The following is a 17,238-nucleotide window of genomic DNA, read 5'->3' on the forward strand; positions in this document are numbered from 1 at the left end:
CCTCCGTCACCGGTCGCGGGGTCAGGTCGTGCACCAGCCGGAGTCGCAGCTGCCGTCGCTCTCGTCGAAGGGCAGCAGTTGCGTGCCGGGGTCGACGGCCTCGCGCAGCGGCCGGCCGTAGCGGGTGAGGTAGACGGGGTCCTTGCCAAGCACCGCGCGACGCTCGTTGAGTACGTCCTCCAGCGCGCAGGACCGGGCGAACAAGTCGGGTTCCTCGGCCCGCATTGCGGCCCAGGTCGAGAGGCGGTGGAACGGGCAGAACCAGCACGAGGACTTCGGCGGCACGGGCAGCCGGGTGAAGCCGGTGCGCAGCAGTTGGCGCCGCACGTCCGGGTGCTGGTCGGCGACGGTGGCGCGGGCGCGCTCGGTCATGGCCGTCGACAGCGGCTGCGCGGCGATAAGGGTGGCGCACTCGGTGCGGCGCATCCCGAGATCCAGCAGCGGATACACGATCCGTTCGTGCGGCTCGACCCGGCGGGTGTTGGCGCGGTGGATCTCCTCCAGGCTGATCCCGATCGCGACGGTGGCAGGCGTGTCGGCAGTGGCGCCGTGGGCTTTGAGCCACTTGCCGATCACGCGGATCTTGAAGTCCGCGGTGCAGTTGCGAGTGCCGGGTGCGCCGTTCGACATCCGTACCGGGATCGGCAGCGACCGTGACCCCGGCTTGATCAGCCGCCCGAACAGGGTCTCCGTGCTGCCGTCGCGGCGGTGCCGGTTCAGCGTGGTCACGGTGAGGCCGTGCTCGGCCGCCCACGGGGTGGCGATGTCGCGGACGTAGGCCAGGGTTCCCGGGTGCTCGGAGTCGTCGCCGACGTTGGCGAACAGCACCGCATCCAAGTCCAGTTGGCCGGTGGCGGCCAGCACCAGCAGCGCGGTCGACTGCTGGCCGCCGCCGTAGGACAGGCACCGCATCACGCACGTCCCGTCTGTCGGGCGCGGCGGTCGATGGCCTCGATCCAGCACACGGCGGTGGCGGCGACCTGGACCAGCTCGGCACGCAGCGCTGCGGGGTCGTCCTCGGCCAGGGCCCCGAAGAACTCTTCGGAGAGGATTTCCAGCCAGGTCAGCGTTCCGGCCTTGGCGGATGACTCGACCTGGTGGCGGGCGTCGAAGGCGGCGTCGGCGGCGTCCAGCATCCGGCGGATGCTCAGCGGGACGTCCGGGCCGGTGCCGTCGGGGTGGTTCTGCTGGCCCCACTTGGCGTCCTGGTGGGCTCGTTCGGCGGAGACCTCAGCCAGCACGGTGAACGTCTGCGAGGCGACGGGGTGGGCGGTGGTGGTCATGGCGCAAGCTCGCTTTCGGGAGGCAGGTATGGGAAGGGCCGGGCACGCGTGGTGCCCGGCCCTCGTCTGGTGTCCGGTGTGGTCGGTGGTGGGTCAGGTGCCGGGCAGCGGGTCGGCCGGCGGGTTGGCGTCGACGTACACGCGGCCGAGCTGCGAGTCACCGCGGTTGGGGCGGAAGTCGGAGACCTCCAGCACGTCGAAGGCCAGGCGCAGCACCTTGACCGCGTCGTCGGTTTCGGCGCGGGTGCCCATGATGCGGATCTTCATCGGTGGCGGTGTTCCTTCCTGGTGGGTGGTGTCAGGCGGCGCGGCCGGGGCCACGCCGGTTGATGCGGCGGGGGTTGTCTTCCCCGGCTGCGAGTGAGGTGGCAATGACGCCGGTGTCCTTGGCCCACGAGGCCGGGGTGTTCCAGGCGGCCACCGCGGTCTCCAGTTCGGCCCGGGCGTGCTCGCGGTCGAGCACTTCGGCCCCGACCAGTTGGCCGAGGGCATAGGCGGCGGTGGAGAGGACCTTGTTCCGTCGCCCTGGTGGCTCGCTGGCGACGCGGTCGCACTCGGCCCGCACCGCGCGAGCGGTATAGGCATCCGGTGCGGCTACGGGCTTCTCAGGACGCCCTGAGATGGCCGCAGAAGCGCGTTCGACGTTGGCTTGGACCAACCACCCCGGCAGTTCCACCGGGTCGGTGTCGTCGATCAGCTCGTACGCGCCGTTCAGCAGCACGCAGCCGGGGGCGAGGCCGTAGGTGCCCCAGCCGCGGCTGTCGATATTGGTGGCGATGTGCTTGACCGTGCCGCGCAACAGCGTGCCGGGCGGAGCGGTGAACCACAGCTGCCGCCCGCCGGAAGGGGTGGCGAGAGTGAAAGTGTCCGGCAGCGGCCCGCCCCGCTGCCCGGCCAGCGCCTGCAGCTGGGTCCAGCCATCGGGATCGTGCTCCCCCCGGGCGGGGGGCTGCCCGGGCCGGGCAGCCTTGGGGATGTCGCAATCGAGGATGAACAGCCCGGACGGGCCGGGGTAGACGGCGATGTTGTAGGGCACGCCGTCCGACCACCGCGCCGCCACCCGCTCCACATCGGAGGTGGCCAGCGATTCGGGGGTGACGTGCCCGTCGGCGCAGACCCCGCCACCGCGGCAGTGCTCCTGCCGGTGCCACAGCGCGGCTTTCGTGCCCGGGCGGCACGGGAACACCTTCCACCCCCTGCCAGCCATCTCCATCGCCGCCGCGCGCAGTGCCGCGCTCTGCGCCGAACTGGTCATGTGCTGATCTCCTTTCGCCAGTGGGGTTCGCGGTCCCACGCCGCGACGTCGTGCAGGTGCACCCCGAATCGCCGCGCCAGCCCATCGGCAACTCGATCCAGGCCGGTGAGGGGCAGGCGGGAGGCGGTGAGGGCGGCGGCGAGCGGGAGGTAGGTGGCCGAGGCGTAGAACTCGCGGGCGTTCCACGCCCCGGCGATCACCCGCCCGGCCCGCCGCGCGGCGTCGTCGTCGATGCCCGCCGCGGTGAGCCAGGCGGCGATGTCGGTGGCCCGGTACTTCGCCTTCTCGGCCATAGCCGGGCACCTCGGTTAGAACGGCGGCTCGTCGGAGAACCCGCCCGCCGACCCCGTGGCCGGCGGCGCCGTCCACGGGTCCCGCGCCCCACCCCCGCCGCCGCTGGTGTGCTCGCCGCCCGTGCGGTCGGGACGTGCCGACTTGGCCGGGTGCCACAGCAGCGACAGCGCGGCTTCGCGGACCTGCACGTCGAAGCCGTAGCGCTTCTCGCCGGTGTTCTTGTCCTGCCACTCCGACTGCTTGAGTTCGCCCACGATCAGCAGCCGGTCGCCCTTGCGGGCGTCGGCGACGTTCTCGGCCTGGCGGCGCCACACGGTGCAGCGCAGGAACGTCGCGCCCATGTCCCGCCACTCCCCGGATTCCTTGTCCAGGCGCCGATCGTTGGCCACGAGGGTGAACGAGCACACCCCCGCTCCGGAGGGGGTGAAGCGCATCTCCGGATCCGCCGTCAGCGTTCCGGCCATCGTGATCTCCGGCAATCCAGCCATGATCTTTCTCCGATTCCTGTTGGTGGGCAGGCACGAACGCGCCCCCAGCCCGGGATGGGTCGGGGGCGTGCGCGTCCGCACCTGGTGGCGCGTCGGTGGTGGGTTCTGCTGGCAGGGGGTCCGGGTCAGCAGTGGTTGAGCACGGTGGTGACGGTGCGGGTGATCGTCACTTGTTTCGATCCTTCTGCGCGGCTTCGCGCTGCTTGCGCTGGATTTCCTCCTGCTGGCGCTGCAGCTCGCGGTGCCAGGCCCCGGAGTCGTTGGTGCTCACGCGGCCACCCCCATCACGGTCAGGGCGTGGGCGGCGTCGCGGGTGGCGCGGGCGCGGGTCTGGTCGGCGGCCCGCCAGATCACCACCGGGAAGGCGCCGTCCTCGCCCGGCCCGGCCGGGCGGAGCACGGGATCGCCGGGCTTGCCGGGGTGGGTGTAGGCGAACCAGCGCAGCCGGAAGGTTTGCGCGTCGGCCCGGTCCGGGGCGGGCAGCTGCAGTCCCGGCGCGGCGGCGCGGATCATCGCCGCCGCGACCGCGGGGCGGGTGACACCGACGGCGACGATCGCGCCGGAGGGGTCGGTGAGCACGGTCGGGGTGTGCACGCGCAGGCAGGCGTACATGTCGGTGGCGGCGGGGTCGGGGGCAGGCAGAAATTCGGGCATGACAGCGGAACCGTCCTTTCGGAACAGAGGCAGCGGGGGTGGCGTCGCCGGGCCGCGCAGGGCATCAGGTGGCCGGCCGCGCGGCCCGGCGAAGAACAGCAGCGGCGGGGCCCAGCAACGTGGCAGAGCCGGGGATCAGAGGGTGATCCGGCCGCGTTTCACGAGGGCCGGTGCGGCGTGCTGGATCTGTGCCCAGTGGCGGTTCACGGCCGCGCGGGCACTCGCGCGGACGGACCGCTCGGTGAGGCTCTGGCGGTATTCCCGGTGCATGAGCCGTTGAATGGAGCGGAAAGCGCGGATGTCGTGGCTGCTGTTGCCGCGGCTGGCTTTGCCGAGCCGGTGTTCCCGGAGCCAGCGGTCTTCGGCCTCGAACCCGGCCCACAGTCCGACCGCTTCGGCGATCAGCTGCGGCGGGTGGCCGCTGGGGTTGTGGGTCCGTACGTGGCCGCCGCGGGGCGTGAAGGTGATCGAAAGGATCTGGAGCCCGCCGTCACTCCAGGCCCACGCGTGGCCCAGTTCGTGCGCAGCGATGGCCAGGTGCGCCGGGTTGTCGGGGTCGCCGGCGGAGGTGAACAAGCCCATGAGGAGTCCTTCCAAGGTGACGTCGTCGGGTCGTGGGCGGAAAGCGCACGAGAGACAAGTTCGACTACTTTGCGTAGTCGCAGTGAGGTGCGCGGCGTCGTGTCACGCGGGTGAATCGACGGGTGAGCGAGCGGGTGAGGCGTGGCGAGGGAGGTGGATTTCCACCTCCGGGCTCACCTCAGCTCCTCACCTAGGCTGATCAGCGCAGATGGGCGATCAGGTGGAAAAGGTGAGCAGGTGAACCGGCCCCGTAAAGGGGCCGGTTCACCGGGGTTTTCGCGTCTGCCCGGGGGTGGGTCAGTCGCTCACCTGCTCCTCGCGGTCCGCGATCGCGTTCGCCACGTGCCGAGCACGGACAGTGATAATTCCTTGCTTGAGCCGGACCGGGACACCGACCGCTTCGAGGGCTTCCTTGACCTTCTCCGCGGTGAGGTTGGCGTAGGGCTCGTAGCCCGGGGCGAGCTTGCGCAGCCGCGCCCCGACGTCGGTGGCCTTGACGTCGGCTCCGGCGATCACCTCGGCCACGTCGTCGAGCAGATCCCGCACCTGCGGTGCGGCTTCGACCTGCGCGGGCTCGGCCTTCGCGCCACCGCGGATGGCGACGGCGCGCTCGATCACGGTGGCGGCGTCGTCGCCGTCGATGAAGTGCGTGCGCACGGTCATCGACGACTGGCCGGCCGGGAGCGGCACCCCTTCCCCGGCCACCACCAACGTGCCTTTGTCCAGGCCGGAGCGCAGTTCGTGCGGCGCCGCGCCACCATCGACGGCCTTGTCCCCCACCGCCATCCGCGACTGCGACTCGGTGCCCAGCGCCAGCGCGGCCCGGATGTGGGCGCCTTCGCGGACCAGCTTGGGTAGGTTCTGGTCCGTCGGGTCCTGGGTTCCCTGCCACAGCACGACATTCACCGCCCGGCCCTGGTTCTGGATCTTGCGGGCGGCCATGAAGTACCGGGACTTGTTCGTCTGCCCGCCGTAGGGGTTCTTCTGGTCGTCGACCTGCGGATTCATGAACGCGTTCTGGGCTTCGTCGACCAGGATCACGATCGGCGCGAACGGCCCGCCGGGCTTGGTCAGCTCGCGGGGGACCCCGTTGCGGTACTTGTCGCCGTCGAAGGCCAGCAGCCGCCGTTCCATCTCCTCGACCCCCCATTCCAGCAGCTCAGTGGCCGCAATGCAGTGGGAGTCCGACGGGCCTTCGATCAGGGTTTCGGCGACCGGCTTGAACATCCGCCAGTCACCGATGCCCTTGAGGTCGGCGATGTGCAGGCCCACTGACGGGTCCAGGACCAGCCACAACGCCAAAGCGCGCAGGGAGGCGGTTTTGCCCTGCTTGGACAGACCGGTCATCAGCAGGTGGCACTGCAACAGCGCCATCAGCACCGCGTCCCCGCGCAGGTCCACACCCCAGGGGGCGCGGCCGGTGTAGAGGTCGGCGGTGATGGTCGGGTCGGTGACCAGCGGCGACGGCCCGATCGGCTGGTCCAGTGCACCGGAGTCGGCGGCCCAGACCCGGATGGTCCGCGGTGAGGGCGGGGTGGTGATGAACACCTCGTGCTCGTGGCGGCCCATGTTCTCCGCCAGCTTCCGGCGCTTGCGCTTGACCTCCTCGGTGTCCACACCGGAGGGGAGATGCACGTCGAACTCGACGCCGCAGCCGGCCAGCCGGATCGGGGACAGCATCGCCGCGCCGCCGTCCTCCATCTGCTCGATCTTGCGGCGCAGTTCGGAAATCCGCAGGTCACGCAGGGCGGTGACGACGATCGACGGGGTGATGATGACGTCGTCGACCAGCCGGGCCGAGGCGGGACGGAACATCTGCGGGACCGACTGCGAGCGGCGGCCGAGGTTCCACAGGTAGGTCAGCGCCCCGGCGGTCCCGGCGACGGTGAGGAACATCCCGTAGGTGATGACGAACCAGATGCAGAACCCGATCGCGTCGATGACCCCGATGATCGGGTCCAGGACCCCGCCGTGCCCGGCCACCGCGAGGATGATCCCGAGGACCAGCAGCAGTACAGCGACCGACAGCGTTGACAGGGCCACCGCCTTGGCCAGCTGGACCGGGGACTGAATCCAGTCCATCGCCCGGTCGTGGCGACGCTGCTTCTCGGTGACGTCGCGGGCCTCCCACTCGGCCAGCTTCTCGTGGTCCCCGGCCAGCTCCGCCGCCCGCATCATCCGTTCGTAGCGGGAGGACCCGTGCGTGTCGCGCCACCGCTTCACCGCCGTCACGGCCCCGAGCGTCGGGTACACCAGGACGTTGCGGCCGACGAACTTGAGCGTGGACACGGTCCGCTCGTGGGTGGCGGCGGTTTTGGCGTGGGTGGTCAGCCACAGGGCCTGCCGTTTGTACTCGGCCATGCGCCACTCCATCTGCGCCTTCTGGGAGGTGTAGAGACGCCACTGCTCATCCGTGACGATCTCCCCCTCGATCACCTCAGGTCCGGACTCGATCGCGCCGGAGGCGGTGGACCGCTGCTGGTCAGGGCGGGCGCGCAGGGGGTGGATCGTGGCCAGTTCCCCCGCCGACCCGGCGGTGGACTCGGTGCCGGACTGGCGGGTGGTCTCCGGCGTGGTCTGGTCGTCGTGGGTGTGGTCGGTGGGGTTCATCGTGTGGTGCCCTCTCGTGCGTGGACGGGGACCGCACGCGCGGGCAGGACCGAACCCCTGCAGCAGCAGCGCGGGAGGGGTTCGACCCTGCCCGCGGTGCGGGGTGGGTCAGTCGCTACCGCCGGACTCGGCCAGGTAGCGGTTACGCAGCTCGGTCGCGGGCTTCTTGCCGCACCGCAGCGTCTTGCGGATCGATTCGCCGTTGGCCGGGTCGAACCCGGCGGGCGGGTCCGCGACCGCGGCGGCGAACTCCTCGGCCAGCTGCGCGAAGCTGCGCCGCTTCGGCTCCGGGATCGTCGCCCGCGCCGTGCGCCGCGTCGTGGTGCTGCGCCGGGCGGCCGGCCGAGTGGCGGGCACCGAGGTCGACGCGGGCGGCGGGGCCGTGACCGGGGTGGGTGAGCTGGGGAGCGCGGTGGTGACCGCCTGGGTAGCCTCGCCGGTGGCGGCCTCGGTCCTGCCCTCCCCCCTCGCAGCGGCCGGGGCCGCCCCCGCGTCCGCGCCGGTGGGCAAGGCGAGCCCGGCGAACGCGGCCAGCAGCCTGGGCAGGCACCGCACCACCGCGACCGCGACGACCGGGCCGAGCAGATGCAGCACCAACCCCGACACGGTGAAGTCGGCGGCCACACCGGGCAGGTGCGGCCAGGCGTTCATGCCCAACGTGAGGCCGAGGAACACCCACTCGGTGCGGTCCACCGCGCGGTCGTTGAGCGGGTGCCCGCGGGTGGTGAGGTAGGCGCGGCCGGCCACCACCATCAGCAGCGCCAGCGAACAGAACGGCTCGGCCAGCCACGCGAACCACCACCGCGGACTCCCCGCCGGAGCGCCTTCGGCCGCGAACGCCTGCACCCCGGCGGTCGACCACGCGAGGGCGAGGGTCAGCGACACCAGCGCCACCGCGAGGATCAGGCGACGCATCCGGGCGTCGCGGTAGGCCAGCACGCGGGGGTCGCGGTCCAGCCGCCACAGCGCGGCGGCCTGCTCGACCGCCTTGCGCCGGGTGCGGACCTTGTCCGTGGTGACCTGGAACGGGGCGGTGTCGGTCTCCAGCGCGAGCAGCTGGTGGGCTTCGGCGTGCTCGGCCACCCGCCGCCGCACCCGCCGCGTCACCCCCCGCCCCGCACGCTGCGAGGCGGGCTCCGGGTCGCGTGGCGGTTCCGGCGCGTCGGCGGCGGCGTGGCCAGCCGGGGCGGGCGGGGCGACGGCGGCGAGGTGGCGTTCCAGGGCGGCCAGGCCGCGCCCGACCTCCCCACCGTCGTCGTCGTGGTCGTCGCCTGCGATCTTCGTGGTACTCATGCCTTGGCCTCCCTCCGGTCGGTGCCCGCAGCCGGGGCCGGGGCACTGCTGGCGGTGCTGGACAGCTGCCGCGCGGGCGGGGTCGTGGTCACCGCGACCTGCCGGGCCGGGCGGGTGCGCCGGTGCAGCCGGATCTCATTGGCCGCCCACACCCCCGCCAGCACGGCGGAAATCAGGTCCAGCCACGGCGACCAGATCTGCCCGGCGACCAGCGGCGCACCCACGCCGGTCAGCTCGATCGCGTGGGCGCTGGTCCACGCCACCGCCACCTCCGTGCGGGTGCGGCAGCGTGGCGCGGCGGCCGGAGGCGTGTCGTTGAGCTCACGCATGGACGACCTCCCAGTGCATCCGCCCCGGCGGGCCGGGGCTGGGGTGGGTGTTGTGCGGGTCGAAGAACTGATTGACCGGGCCGCGCGGCGGCGTCGACACATGCCGGGTGGCGTAGGCGTCCAGCCGGGCCATCACCCCGGCCAAAACCCGGGCTGCCACCACCAGCGGGATCCGGATCAGGTGCAGCACCAGAAACAGCGCCAACGCAGCGAACACCCGCAGCAGCGCCCACGTCCCGTTGCGCTCCAGCAGCCGGCCCAGCAGCGCCGCACCCGGGTTCGGCGGGAAACCGTCCGGTGTAGACATCACCGCTCCACCCCGATCGCCTGGTCCCACGACCGCGATTCGTCGTTGGACATCTCCGCCCACGCCCCGGACGCGGTCGCGGCGGCCAGCGCCAGCGTCGCGTGCACCTGGGCACGTGCTACGACCTCCGGGGTCGGCGCAACCCAGTCCGTATCGCCCCACGGAGTCACCCGCTGAATGCCTCCGGCGATCAGCTTCTCGGCGATCTTGTAGTGCTCGGGTCCAGTCATCGGCCGACCGCCTCCCGGGCGCACGGCGTGCACGACGATCCGCCGTTGGGCAGCCTGGTCCCGCAGAAGATGCACTTGCTCGGACCGTTGGGCACGATCACGACCGGCTGCCTACCGCCGCTGCGGCTCGCGTTGCTGTTGTTGGTGGTGTTTCTACGGTTCATGGTCAGGACTCCTCGGTGGTCGGGTCGAGCCGGTACGGCTCGGTGCTGGTGGTGTAAAGGAAGCGGAACAGGGCCTGTTGCAACGCCACGAAGTCATCGCCGGAGGCCAGCTCCGGGTAGCGGTGGCGGGCCAGGACGTCGGCGACGTCGACGACCAGGCCGAAGGTGAACCGGTCATCGTCGTCCTTTGCGGGCAAGGGATAGCGGCGATCTCTGCTCATCGCGGAAGTGTCCTTTCCGGACGATCGCGGTTTCGGGCGAGAGTGAGCCCCGTAGGCGGGCGCCAGATGCGTCAGTGGCGGCGTCAGGCCGCGGGGCCGTTGGCGAGGCGCGCCCACTCGCTGTCCCAGTCGATGCCCTCGCAGCCCCGCGGGACCAAGGCCTCAGCGGCGGCCAAGAGGCTTTCCACGGTGCCGCGGGGCAACGCCACATCCGCGCAACCGGCGGGGGTGGTCAAGGTGAGCAGTAGGTGGCCGAAGGTGCCGCCGGTGTCCGGGCGGACCACCACGTCACCGTCGCCGGCCGGTTCGGACAGGCCGGTGGCCAGCAGCTCCCGGGCGAACAGCCACTCGTGCCCGGCGATCAGCAGCGTGATCGCCCATGGATCGGCCGGGTCGTAGAGCAGTGCCACCGGCACCGGGCCGCGCCCGTTCACCACCGCGTCGGCGGGGTAGATCAGCTCCACAGGTCCCAGCTCCCCGGCGAGTCCGGGCCGAAGCCGTAGCGGCGGGCCGCGTCGAAGAGGATGTCGGCGTGGTCGAACGCGAACCCGCCGCGGTGAGCGACCCGGGCCGCGGTCGGAAGCGGCATCCAGGCCGCCGACGCCGCGTCGTCCCCGGCCACCGGGGCGATCGTGTCCTCGAGCACCGCGCCGTAGGCCACCGACACGTACCGGCCGCGGGCGTCCCGGTCGGGGGCGTCGTAGACCCCGATCCGGTCGAGCACCACCCCGGACAGGTCCAGGCCGGTTTCCTCGGCCGCCTCCCGGCGGGCGGCCTGCTCCGAGGACTCACCGGCATCGACGTGCCCGCCGGGAAGAGCGAGCTTGCCCTTGTCCGGGGCCCAGCCGCGCTCGATCAGCAGCACGTGCCACACACCCTCGTGCACGGCGAACAGGGTCACGTCGGCGGCGTAGAACACCGGGTCCCGGTCATCCAACCGGGCAGCGACCTTGGCCGCGAGCGATCCAATCCACGACATAGCGACTGTCCTTTCGGGAAAAGAGCTGGCAGGGGGGATTCAGGCGGCGGCCCGGACGGCGGGGCCAGCCAGCAACGCGGTGACGTACGAGACGAACGACCGCTCCGCACACGGGTGCGCCGCCCCGGTCTGCGGGTCCCGCAGCGTCGTGCGCAGCCACAGCGTCAGCCGCGCCACCGACCACCCCTGCGCGCGCCGCCTGGCGATCGCGGCCACCAACGCGTCCAGGAACTCCGGCCGCACCCGCGGCGCCCGCACGGCCGCCTTCGCCGCGACCGGGCACGGCCCGGCAAGGTTGGACAGCGGCGGTCGGCTGGTGCGCCGCCGGGATGCCATCTCCGCCTCCCGCTCGGCCTCGGCCAGCAAACGGACCTGTGCCGCGACGTCGCGGTAGACCCCGGCCCGGCGGCGCATGACCGCGTCGCTCGTGCCGCATGTGAGGACCCGGGCATTGGCGGCCAGCCCCCCTGCCAGCATCTCGAACCGGCGCGCCACAGCCGGACCGTCCTCGCGAACCAGCACCAGCGGGTTGCCCTCGGCCACCGCGGGCTCGGCCTCGGCCAGCAGCCGCAGCTGCGCCGCAACGTCGCAGTAGACGGTGGCCCGAACCGACACCACGACCTCCGGCAGCCCAGCGGTGCGCAGGACTTCGGCGTTACGGGTCAGCGTGTCGGCCAGGTCATGGAACCGGGCCGCGGTCACGGTGGTCAGCGTGCGAGACATGAGCGGTCCTCTCGTGCGAGCCGGGAGCAGGCATGGCGCTGCCCTGGGACGAATGCGAAATCTGGAATCTGAGCGCGGAACTGCGCAGGAAAAGGGGTGGTGCTGGTCAATCCGCCAGGGCCAGGTGGGCGTTTTCGATCTCAATGCGAGTGGCGTCCAACGCCGTCAGGAACACCCGAGCCAGGCGCATGGCCTCCATGGAGTGCGGGCCGGAGAATTCGATCCGTACCGTGTTGTAGGCGACGTCCAGCCAGTGCTCCCGATCCCACGGTGTCGCCGACGCAGGCGGCATCGTGGCCAGCAGGTCAGCGAACGCGGCCGGGATGAACAAGCGATCCGCCATGTCAGGCCACCTCCCCCAGTGGGCGCGGGGCCACGATCGGCAGCGTGACCACCGGAGCCATCGGGGCGTCCAGCTCGGCCAGCGTTTCCTCGATCTCCGCGATCTCCGTGTATAGGTCGGCCAAGTCGGACAGGCTGTCGAAGTTCTCGGCCAAGACGCTGTCACCGGCCAAGACGCTGTCACCGGCCAGGCCGGTGACGTCGGCGAAGTAGTCGAAGTCCAGCTCAACCGCGTCCATCTCGATCAGGCGGCGACTGGGGCGGGTGGTGCTCATCAGGTGGATCCTTTCGTCTTGGCGAGATCTCCAAACTAGTCTGGATTAGTTCGGAGTTGGTATCGGCCAATTGGGTGAACTAGTTCGGAGCGATCTCGTTCGGTAAGGTTTGAAGCATGGACGTTCAGGCGGAACGCGCAGGTCAGGCCACATTCGAGCGGATCGCGCAGCAGCTTCGAGACGAGATCAAGTCGGGAACGCTGACGCCGGGGGCTCAGCTGCCGAATCAGCGAGAGGTGGCCGCACGATTTGGGGTCGCGGTGGCCACCGCCCAACGTGCGTTGGGGTTCCTGCAAGAGGAGGGCTGGATCACGTCTCGGCCTGGCGTTGGACGGGTTGTCGCCGCCACGCCCGGCCGCGAGCCGGCCACACTGGAGCAACTGTCATTGCAGCTCACCGCCCTGCGGGCCGAGGTGAAGTCGCTGCGGGAGTCCGTTGAGCAACTCCGCGGCGACCGGGCCTAGTTTGGGGTCAAATCGCGAAGGAACTGCACGACACTGTCGATAATCCCGCCGCCATGGTCCGCCGCTGTATTGACCATGTCAGCGGCATCGTGTGGGTGTTTGATCACCATGGCCAGCAGGGCGCACACCGCAACCAGGGCGATCAGCCTCTTTGTGGCTCCGCCGCCGGTCTTGATTTTGAACGGGCTCTTTGACATCTCGTCTCCTAGCGTCGGGCCGCTTCGGCCAGTCGATGTTGATAGCTCCATGAAACAGGTCCCTGAGCTGCGCAAACAGGGCACACTAGGGGGCACACTCGTACAGTGGGGGGCACAGTGGAAGGGGGCGAGCGAATGGGCAACGATCAACTCGAAGCCCTGATGCTGGAGGCGGGGTACCTCCGCGAGGACGGGACCGTGGGACTGAAGGTCTTCGCGCGAGCCGTCGGCGGGCAGGCCGGCAAGACGTTCAGCCACACGTACGTCCGTCGATGGCTCGACGGGATGGTGCCGCGCGACGCCCAGACTCGTGCAGCGATAGCAAGCGCGCTCGGCCAGCGTCTCGGCCGGCAGATCAGCCTGGCAGAGATTGGCTTCGGTAAGGCGCAGAATGTGCGAGCCGACCTCGGGCTCGACTATCCAGATCGAGTCCAGGACAGCGTCAACTCTGCCGCGCGCCTATGGCAGGCAGATATCGACAGCATGTCTACACTGCTCGACACCCCCGCGAATGCAGCCGCCTGGAACGAAGCAGCATTGTCCTGGCTTGTGACGACACGTGACGACGTCCTCAGTGACACAGGTAAGCGAAAAGTTGGTGAAGCGGACATCCGAGGAATTCGAAAGACAACCGAGATGTTCGACGCTCTCGATGGTGAACATGGCGGTGGTCACGCGCGAAGTGCCTTAATTGAATTCCTGCGAACAGACCTGGCCGGAATACTCGCTGGATATACTGCAAATGAACCACTCCGAAAGGAGCTCTTTAAGGCGGCCACGCAAGCCACCTTGCTGGGGGCCTGGATGTCATACGATGCCGGGCTACACGGGCTGGCGCAGCGGTATTTTATTCAAGCACTTAGGATCTCTGAAAGCGCTAACGACCGTCTATTGGGCGCGAGTGTCCTCGACGCGATGAGTCATCAGGCGACATTCCTGGGTCGCTACAAAGAGGCGGCCAACCTTGCAAGGACAGCGCGAATGGGGACAACCCTGTCGGGATCGCCAAGCGCTGCCGCTCATTTCCACGCGATGGAAGCCAGGGCCCTTGCTCGACTGGGTGACTCGGCCGGGTGTGATAAGGCAATGGCGGCGGCCGTTAAAGAGTTCGATAGGCGCGAGCCCGAGAGTGACCCGGCCGACTGGTTCTCGTACTTTAACGAGGCAGAGTTGGCCGCCGAACTCGGCCACTGTAACCGAGACCTCGGACGCCCAAATGACGGAGTCACGTACGCAACTCAGTCTCTTGGGCCAACGGCTAGCGGCTACGTGCGGAGCGATTTCTTTGTCACGATGGTCCTTGCCGACTCTCATCTCGACAACGGAGACGTGGGCCAAGCCTGCGACGTTGCCCTCCGGGCAATCGATATTGGCGAGTCACTGAAATCTGCCCGATGCGGCGCGTACGTAGATGAGTTCCGCACGCGCCTCACCGGGATTGGCCAGACTGCAGAGTCCGCGGACTTCTTCGACAGGGTCTCCACGGCGCGACTGTGGACACCGCAAGACGCTAAAAGGGTGCCCAGTCGCGCCGGTCTCCACCTGTCCTGATTGCGGAGACGCGCTTACGCACTTCTTGGGCCGCGTCATCGGAGTCTTTTTCTGCGAGCCATAGAGTCATGGCTATCTCGCGGTAGCCAGCAAGCGTCTCGTAGCCGGACCACGTCATGATGTCGAATCCATATACATTGACAAACGTCCGATACTCGTCGGCGGTGTGCCATCCGAATCGTTCGTAGAACAATGCTGTCTGCACTAAGTCCCATTCTCGTGGACCAATGCAAAAACTGTCCAAGTCAATAAGGCAGGGAGTTCCCTCTCGTGAGAGTAGGACATTTCCAACGTTCGCATCACCGTGGATAACGCCCTGCGGGAGCGGGAATTCAAGGCGTTCATAGCTCGCCTTCAGCTCACCAATGCGCTGGCGCAAATACGCCTCATCATCCCGGGTGAGGCTGCGTGACTCATTGAGGCGACCTTCAATCTCCGTGAAGGGCTTCTTCTTTTCCAGGTCGAGGCCGGTGGGTGCGCGCAGTTCATGTAGGTTACGGATAATTTCGGCCACATCTGCGATGGGTGCGTACTTCTCCTCTTCCGACACGGACTGCCAGAAAGTCGCGGGATGCCCAGACACGTCGACCGGCTGTGGAATATTCATGGCGCGGTTCGCGGGGAAATTTTCGGATGCAAGCCAATGTGCTACGCCAACTTGGCGTCGAGCTCCCTCGAATCCGTCCCGCTCTCGCCCGATGCGGAGGATGATACGTCCCGGGAGTCGGAATACCGCGTTCGAGCCAATCCTGATGAGCTCGGCATCTGCGCCGTCGATGCCGGCCTTCTTGCAGGCAGCGTCAGCCAGTTCGCGTGCCGACGTTTCGGTCAAACTCTCCGCTTGACTCACGTTTTCGCCTCCCTTTTGAGGTTCGACTCAACCGCAACCCTAGCGATGGGGTAGCGGTGACTGTTCAAGCGAGCCACCAAGTCGCAGAGGGTTACCCCATTTCGCCGTTGGCTTCCCGCATGTGGGTGCAGTAGTGCGGTTCTCCGAGGTGAAGGGGTTCGGCGGGGTCCTGGTAGGTCCAAAAGTCTTGTGAGTCTTCGGACTGGTCGAGCCGGACGGTCGACCAGTGGTAGCCGGGGCCGCGGGCTTGTGCGGCGTCCAGCAGCAGCGTGCCGAACCCGCGCCGTCGGAAGGCCGGGTCGACCTCGATATGACAGACGACCCCGCGGTGGTCGACGCCGCACAGTTGCACGTCTGTGACGGCCACGACGATGCCGCGCACCCGCACCTCAAGCCGGCCTACCCCGGCGCGGACAGCTGGCCGGCGGCCGACCACGAGGATTCTTGCCCCGCGATCGTCTGACTGGTCGACCTGGTCTGCGGGTATCGGTGTGCGGTGGTCGACGACCAGCCATCGGGCTCGCGGTTGGCGCCGGGCCCAGCAGCGAGCGCACACCTGCGTCGAGAGCCGGAGCGCGTGGTGGTAGCCGCTGCCGCCGTTGGCGAGTGCCCACCGGTGTTTGCGGTTGAGGCACCAGACGTGATCGCGCTGCGAACGGACCGGCAGGTCCTCGGGTTCGCTTGTGTCGAGTGTTCTGTCCAACCGCGGGTGTTCGCTCACGCGTTCGATGGTAGTGGCATCGTCGCAGCTCACCGTGCATCCTGACGGCATGGGTGAGGGAACGATCTTCGACAGGTGGGAGGCGGCCGGCCGTCGGGCGTTGCAGCGTGACAAGGCACGGTGGGAGCGGCCACACCGCGGCGACGGCTTTGCTGGTGGTCGACGCCGGCTTGCTGAGCTACCTTGAACCCGTGGTGGTGGGGCCTGCTGGCCGGGATCGGGGTACTGGGCTTCGCCGCGGTCGCCGCGACGCGGCTGGGCTGGGCTGGCGAGGCGACCGCGCGCCCCACGTGCTCGCCGCCGTCGTGGCCGGCCTGGTGCTGATGGTGACGTCCACGACGATGCTGGCGGTGAACGCGGCCGAGCAGGCCGCGATCGAGCGGCAGCAGCAAGCCCAGGCACACGAGTAGGCCGTGGCGCGGATCTTGCCGCGGACCCCGGCCAGCATGGTGAACTTCCTGGCCGAGCGCATCGCCAGGCCCACTCCCACGGCGGTCGCCAGCGCCAACAGCCTCGCCGTCAGCCTCAGCGCGCTGGGCGAACATCAGCAAGCCCGGCAACTGAACGAAGACACCCTCACCCGCCGCAAAACGCCTCCTCGGCGACGACCACCCCGACACCCTCGCCAGCGCCAGCAACCTCGCCACCGACCTCAAGGCGCTGGGACACAGCGAGGACGTGCCGGAATGACAGTCGCTTTCAGTCACTTGGTGATGTCAGCCACCCCCAATACGCCCCCAAACGGCTTAGCGCGAACCCTGACGCGCAGGTCGAACCGCACCATCAAGATCCGTTCAGCACGCTCGTCCGGAGGGACGGCTCGCTGCCTGACCAACTGCCTGACGATGACCGCAAACTCTGGCGGACGAGATGCCGAGAGGCCACCCACTCCACAGAAAGAAGCGTGGCGTCAGTTCGCTTTCCTGATTGCAATCGCCTCTTCGGCCCATCTAGCGATATTATCAGCAATGTATCCATATACCTGCTGACTGTTTCCATAAGGCGGACTATAAGCCTTAGCGACCGACGAAAGTGGTTGCCCACTTGACTTGAACGTCACTTTGTCAAGGGGATTTATGCCCTGAGTCGACTGCCACCCATTACTATCCTTAAGGTTATGGATATAAATGCCGAAGACCCCAAGGTTGTCATTCCATGCCTTAGACAGCTCGTATGTAACCCACGGCCTACTCGCAGTCTGCGACCCGATAAGCACAGCACAACACGTTTTTCCAGACATCTCCTTGGCTATCCAATTCTTGATAGCCTGGTCGCCCGCCTTCTTAATTTCTTCCCACGTGTTATCCGAAACCGGCGAGTTGCCATCAAGGGCGCCGATGTTACGCACAGTCGCAGCGCGCCAGCTGTCGGGCTTAAAGTGAAAACTGAAGAATGTCTTTCTCTTCATGTACGACTCCCCATCGCC

Annotated in this window: 27 protein-coding genes; 3 read left to right on the plus strand and 24 right to left on the minus strand. The window is 68.7% G+C overall.

Annotation, left to right across the window (positions count from 1 at the left end; all coding sequences use genetic code 11):
- Positions 1-21: 21 nt before the first annotated feature.
- The 20 genes from ISP_RS31555 to ISP_RS31650 all read right to left on the minus strand — a co-directional run bounded on the left by ISP_RS31555 (position 22) and on the right by ISP_RS31650 (position 12,029).
- On the minus strand, positions 22-912 hold the full coding sequence (locus tag ISP_RS31555) for an adenine nucleotide alpha hydrolase family protein (protein ID WP_013227943.1): 891 nt from the start codon (positions 910-912) through the stop codon (positions 22-24).
- The gene (locus tag ISP_RS31560) at positions 912-1,283 is read right to left on the minus strand and encodes a hypothetical protein (protein ID WP_013227944.1); all 372 of its coding nucleotides are present in this window, start codon (positions 1,281-1,283) and stop codon (positions 912-914) included. The genes ISP_RS31555 and ISP_RS31560 overlap by 1 nt, the downstream gene beginning before the upstream one ends.
- A gap of 93 nt (positions 1,284-1,376) precedes the next feature.
- A complete protein-coding gene (locus ISP_RS31565) occupies positions 1,377-1,550 on the minus strand; it encodes a hypothetical protein (RefSeq protein WP_014467411.1) in 174 nt (57 codons plus the stop codon).
- Positions 1,551-1,581: 31 nt separating this feature from the next.
- Positions 1,582-2,538 (minus strand): bifunctional DNA primase/polymerase, encoded by a 957-nt coding sequence (locus ISP_RS31570; protein WP_014467412.1) that lies wholly within the window; start codon positions 2,536-2,538, stop codon positions 1,582-1,584.
- Positions 2,535-2,831 (minus strand): hypothetical protein, encoded by a 297-nt coding sequence (locus ISP_RS31575; RefSeq protein ID WP_013227946.1) that lies wholly within the window; start codon positions 2,829-2,831, stop codon positions 2,535-2,537. The genes ISP_RS31570 and ISP_RS31575 overlap by 4 nt, the downstream gene beginning before the upstream one ends.
- A 15-nt stretch (positions 2,832-2,846) precedes the next feature.
- A complete protein-coding gene (ssb, locus tag ISP_RS31580; protein ID WP_013227947.1) occupies positions 2,847-3,311 on the minus strand; it encodes a single-stranded DNA-binding protein in 465 nt (154 codons plus the stop codon).
- Between the two features lie 276 nt (positions 3,312-3,587).
- On the minus strand, positions 3,588-3,974 hold the full coding sequence (locus tag ISP_RS31585; RefSeq protein WP_013227948.1) for a hypothetical protein: 387 nt from the start codon (positions 3,972-3,974) through the stop codon (positions 3,588-3,590).
- Positions 3,975-4,109: 135 nt separating this feature from the next.
- The gene (locus tag ISP_RS31590; protein ID WP_013227949.1) at positions 4,110-4,556 is read right to left on the minus strand and encodes a hypothetical protein; all 447 of its coding nucleotides are present in this window, start codon (positions 4,554-4,556) and stop codon (positions 4,110-4,112) included.
- Positions 4,557-4,853: 297 nt separating this feature from the next.
- The gene (locus tag ISP_RS31595) at positions 4,854-7,166 is read right to left on the minus strand and encodes a cell division protein FtsK (RefSeq protein ID WP_013227950.1); all 2,313 of its coding nucleotides are present in this window, start codon (positions 7,164-7,166) and stop codon (positions 4,854-4,856) included.
- Positions 7,167-7,274: 108 nt separating this feature from the next.
- Positions 7,275-8,459: a hypothetical protein gene (locus tag ISP_RS31600; RefSeq protein ID WP_013227951.1), complete on the minus strand. Its 1,185-nt coding sequence runs from the start codon at positions 8,457-8,459 to the stop codon at positions 7,275-7,277.
- Positions 8,456-8,788, minus strand: coding sequence for a hypothetical protein (locus ISP_RS31605; protein WP_013227952.1), 333 nt, complete (start codon positions 8,786-8,788; stop codon positions 8,456-8,458). Before ISP_RS31605 ends, ISP_RS31600 begins: the two co-directional genes overlap by 4 nt.
- Positions 8,781-9,095 (minus strand): hypothetical protein, encoded by a 315-nt coding sequence (locus ISP_RS31610; RefSeq protein ID WP_013227953.1) that lies wholly within the window; start codon positions 9,093-9,095, stop codon positions 8,781-8,783. Before ISP_RS31610 ends, ISP_RS31605 begins: the two co-directional genes overlap by 8 nt.
- Positions 9,095-9,325, minus strand: coding sequence for a hypothetical protein (locus ISP_RS31615; RefSeq protein ID WP_012477104.1), 231 nt, complete (start codon positions 9,323-9,325; stop codon positions 9,095-9,097). The genes ISP_RS31610 and ISP_RS31615 overlap by 1 nt, the downstream gene beginning before the upstream one ends.
- Positions 9,322-9,489, minus strand: a complete 168-nt coding sequence (locus ISP_RS31620) for a hypothetical protein (RefSeq protein ID WP_155258936.1) — start codon at positions 9,487-9,489, stop codon at positions 9,322-9,324. The genes ISP_RS31615 and ISP_RS31620 overlap by 4 nt, the downstream gene beginning before the upstream one ends.
- Positions 9,490-9,491: 2 nt before the next feature.
- A complete protein-coding gene (locus ISP_RS31625; protein WP_230468449.1) occupies positions 9,492-9,710 on the minus strand; it encodes a hypothetical protein in 219 nt (72 codons plus the stop codon).
- A gap of 83 nt (positions 9,711-9,793) precedes the next feature.
- Positions 9,794-10,174: an SsgA family sporulation/cell division regulator gene (locus tag ISP_RS31630; protein WP_013227955.1), complete on the minus strand. Its 381-nt coding sequence runs from the start codon at positions 10,172-10,174 to the stop codon at positions 9,794-9,796.
- Positions 10,165-10,689 (minus strand): NUDIX domain-containing protein, encoded by a 525-nt coding sequence (locus tag ISP_RS31635; RefSeq protein WP_014868664.1) that lies wholly within the window; start codon positions 10,687-10,689, stop codon positions 10,165-10,167. Before ISP_RS31635 ends, ISP_RS31630 begins: the two co-directional genes overlap by 10 nt.
- A 39-nt stretch (positions 10,690-10,728) precedes the next feature.
- Positions 10,729-11,412 carry a hypothetical protein gene (locus ISP_RS31640; protein ID WP_014467414.1) on the minus strand — a complete coding sequence of 228 codons (684 nt, stop codon included), beginning with the start codon at positions 11,410-11,412 and terminating at the stop codon, positions 10,729-10,731.
- A gap of 106 nt (positions 11,413-11,518) precedes the next feature.
- Positions 11,519-11,755: a hypothetical protein gene (locus ISP_RS31645; RefSeq protein WP_013227958.1), complete on the minus strand. Its 237-nt coding sequence runs from the start codon at positions 11,753-11,755 to the stop codon at positions 11,519-11,521.
- Between the two features lies 1 nt (position 11,756).
- Complete coding sequence (locus ISP_RS31650; protein ID WP_013227959.1) at positions 11,757-12,029, minus strand: hypothetical protein; 273 nt, start codon at positions 12,027-12,029, stop codon at positions 11,757-11,759.
- Positions 12,030-12,145: 116 nt separating this feature from the next.
- Between ISP_RS31650 and ISP_RS31655 the strand changes: the two genes are divergently transcribed.
- Positions 12,146-12,493 carry a GntR family transcriptional regulator gene (locus tag ISP_RS31655; RefSeq protein WP_013227960.1) on the plus strand — a complete coding sequence of 116 codons (348 nt, stop codon included), beginning with the start codon at positions 12,146-12,148 and terminating at the stop codon, positions 12,491-12,493.
- Here the strand turns inward: ISP_RS31655 and ISP_RS31660 are convergent.
- Entirely contained in the window at positions 12,490-12,690 is a 201-nt protein-coding gene (locus ISP_RS31660; RefSeq protein WP_013227961.1) for a hypothetical protein, read from the minus strand. The two genes, ISP_RS31655 and ISP_RS31660, sit on opposite strands and share 4 nt — an antisense overlap.
- Positions 12,691-12,825: 135 nt before the next feature.
- On the opposite strand from ISP_RS31660, the gene ISP_RS31665 reads away from it, so the two are divergent.
- A complete protein-coding gene (locus tag ISP_RS31665) occupies positions 12,826-14,241 on the plus strand; it encodes an XRE family transcriptional regulator (RefSeq protein WP_141748495.1) in 1,416 nt (471 codons plus the stop codon).
- Here the strand turns inward: ISP_RS31665 and ISP_RS31670 are convergent.
- Both ISP_RS31670 and ISP_RS31675 read right to left on the minus strand, forming a co-directional pair.
- Entirely contained in the window at positions 14,201-15,091 is an 891-nt protein-coding gene (locus ISP_RS31670) for an aminoglycoside phosphotransferase family protein (protein ID WP_071831629.1), read from the minus strand. The genes ISP_RS31665 and ISP_RS31670 overlap by 41 nt on opposite strands.
- A 91-nt stretch (positions 15,092-15,182) precedes the next feature.
- Positions 15,183-15,812 carry a GNAT family N-acetyltransferase gene (locus tag ISP_RS31675; RefSeq protein ID WP_230468450.1) on the minus strand — a complete coding sequence of 210 codons (630 nt, stop codon included), beginning with the start codon at positions 15,810-15,812 and terminating at the stop codon, positions 15,183-15,185.
- A gap of 107 nt (positions 15,813-15,919) precedes the next feature.
- Between ISP_RS31675 and ISP_RS31680 the strand changes: the two genes are divergently transcribed.
- Positions 15,920-16,222, plus strand: a complete 303-nt coding sequence (locus tag ISP_RS31680) for a hypothetical protein (protein ID WP_230468451.1) — start codon at positions 15,920-15,922, stop codon at positions 16,220-16,222.
- 500 nt (positions 16,223-16,722) lie between these two features.
- Here ISP_RS31680 and ISP_RS31685 read toward each other — a convergent pair whose 3' ends face one another.
- Positions 16,723-17,220 carry a TIR domain-containing protein gene (locus ISP_RS31685; protein WP_014467419.1) on the minus strand — a complete coding sequence of 166 codons (498 nt, stop codon included), beginning with the start codon at positions 17,218-17,220 and terminating at the stop codon, positions 16,723-16,725.
- Positions 17,221-17,238 lie beyond the last annotated feature (18 nt).

It is taken from the genome of Amycolatopsis mediterranei (assembly GCF_026017845.1).
Taxonomy (GTDB): Bacteria; Actinomycetota; Actinomycetes; order Mycobacteriales; family Pseudonocardiaceae; genus Amycolatopsis; species Amycolatopsis mediterranei.

Bases quoted from the DNA above. Each gene is read 5' to 3' on its own strand.
- ISP_RS31635 (WP_014868664.1), bottom strand. From the start codon at position 10,689: ATGTCGTGGATTGGATCGCTCGCGGCCAAGGTCGCTGCCCGGTTGGAT.
- ISP_RS31685 (WP_014467419.1), bottom strand. From the start codon at position 17,220: ATGAAGAGAAAGACATTCTTCAGTTTTCACTTTAAGCCCGACAGCTGG.
- ISP_RS31650 (WP_013227959.1), bottom strand. From the start codon at position 12,029: ATGAGCACCACCCGCCCCAGTCGCCGCCTGATCGAGATGGACGCGGTT.
- ISP_RS31625 (WP_230468449.1), bottom strand. From the start codon at position 9,710: ATGAGCAGAGATCGCCGCTATCCCTTGCCCGCAAAGGACGACGATGAC.
- ISP_RS31655 (WP_013227960.1), top strand. From the start codon at position 12,146: ATGGACGTTCAGGCGGAACGCGCAGGTCAGGCCACATTCGAGCGGATC.
- ISP_RS31590 (WP_013227949.1), bottom strand. From the start codon at position 4,556: ATGGGCTTGTTCACCTCCGCCGGCGACCCCGACAACCCGGCGCACCTG.
- ISP_RS31660 (WP_013227961.1), bottom strand. From the start codon at position 12,690: ATGTCAAAGAGCCCGTTCAAAATCAAGACCGGCGGCGGAGCCACAAAG.
- ISP_RS31615 (WP_012477104.1), bottom strand. From the start codon at position 9,325: ATGACTGGACCCGAGCACTACAAGATCGCCGAGAAGCTGATCGCCGGA.
- ISP_RS31555 (WP_013227943.1), bottom strand. From the start codon at position 912: ATGCGGTGCCTGTCCTACGGCGGCGGCCAGCAGTCGACCGCGCTGCTG.
- ISP_RS31620 (WP_155258936.1), bottom strand. From the start codon at position 9,489: ATGAACCGTAGAAACACCACCAACAACAGCAACGCGAGCCGCAGCGGC.
- ISP_RS31565 (WP_014467411.1), bottom strand. From the start codon at position 1,550: ATGAAGATCCGCATCATGGGCACCCGCGCCGAAACCGACGACGCGGTC.
- ISP_RS31560 (WP_013227944.1), bottom strand. From the start codon at position 1,283: ATGACCACCACCGCCCACCCCGTCGCCTCGCAGACGTTCACCGTGCTG.
- ISP_RS31575 (WP_013227946.1), bottom strand. From the start codon at position 2,831: ATGGCCGAGAAGGCGAAGTACCGGGCCACCGACATCGCCGCCTGGCTC.
- ISP_RS31645 (WP_013227958.1), bottom strand. From the start codon at position 11,755: ATGGCGGATCGCTTGTTCATCCCGGCCGCGTTCGCTGACCTGCTGGCC.
- ISP_RS31610 (WP_013227953.1), bottom strand. From the start codon at position 9,095: ATGTCTACACCGGACGGTTTCCCGCCGAACCCGGGTGCGGCGCTGCTG.
- ISP_RS31585 (WP_013227948.1), bottom strand. From the start codon at position 3,974: ATGCCCGAATTTCTGCCTGCCCCCGACCCCGCCGCCACCGACATGTAC.
- ISP_RS31600 (WP_013227951.1), bottom strand. From the start codon at position 8,459: ATGAGTACCACGAAGATCGCAGGCGACGACCACGACGACGACGGTGGG.
- ISP_RS31595 (WP_013227950.1), bottom strand. From the start codon at position 7,166: ATGAACCCCACCGACCACACCCACGACGACCAGACCACGCCGGAGACC.
- ISP_RS31570 (WP_014467412.1), bottom strand. From the start codon at position 2,538: ATGACCAGTTCGGCGCAGAGCGCGGCACTGCGCGCGGCGGCGATGGAG.
- ISP_RS31640 (WP_014467414.1), bottom strand. From the start codon at position 11,412: ATGTCTCGCACGCTGACCACCGTGACCGCGGCCCGGTTCCATGACCTG.
- ISP_RS31665 (WP_141748495.1), top strand. From the start codon at position 12,826: ATGGGCAACGATCAACTCGAAGCCCTGATGCTGGAGGCGGGGTACCTC.
- ISP_RS31605 (WP_013227952.1), bottom strand. From the start codon at position 8,788: ATGCGTGAGCTCAACGACACGCCTCCGGCCGCCGCGCCACGCTGCCGC.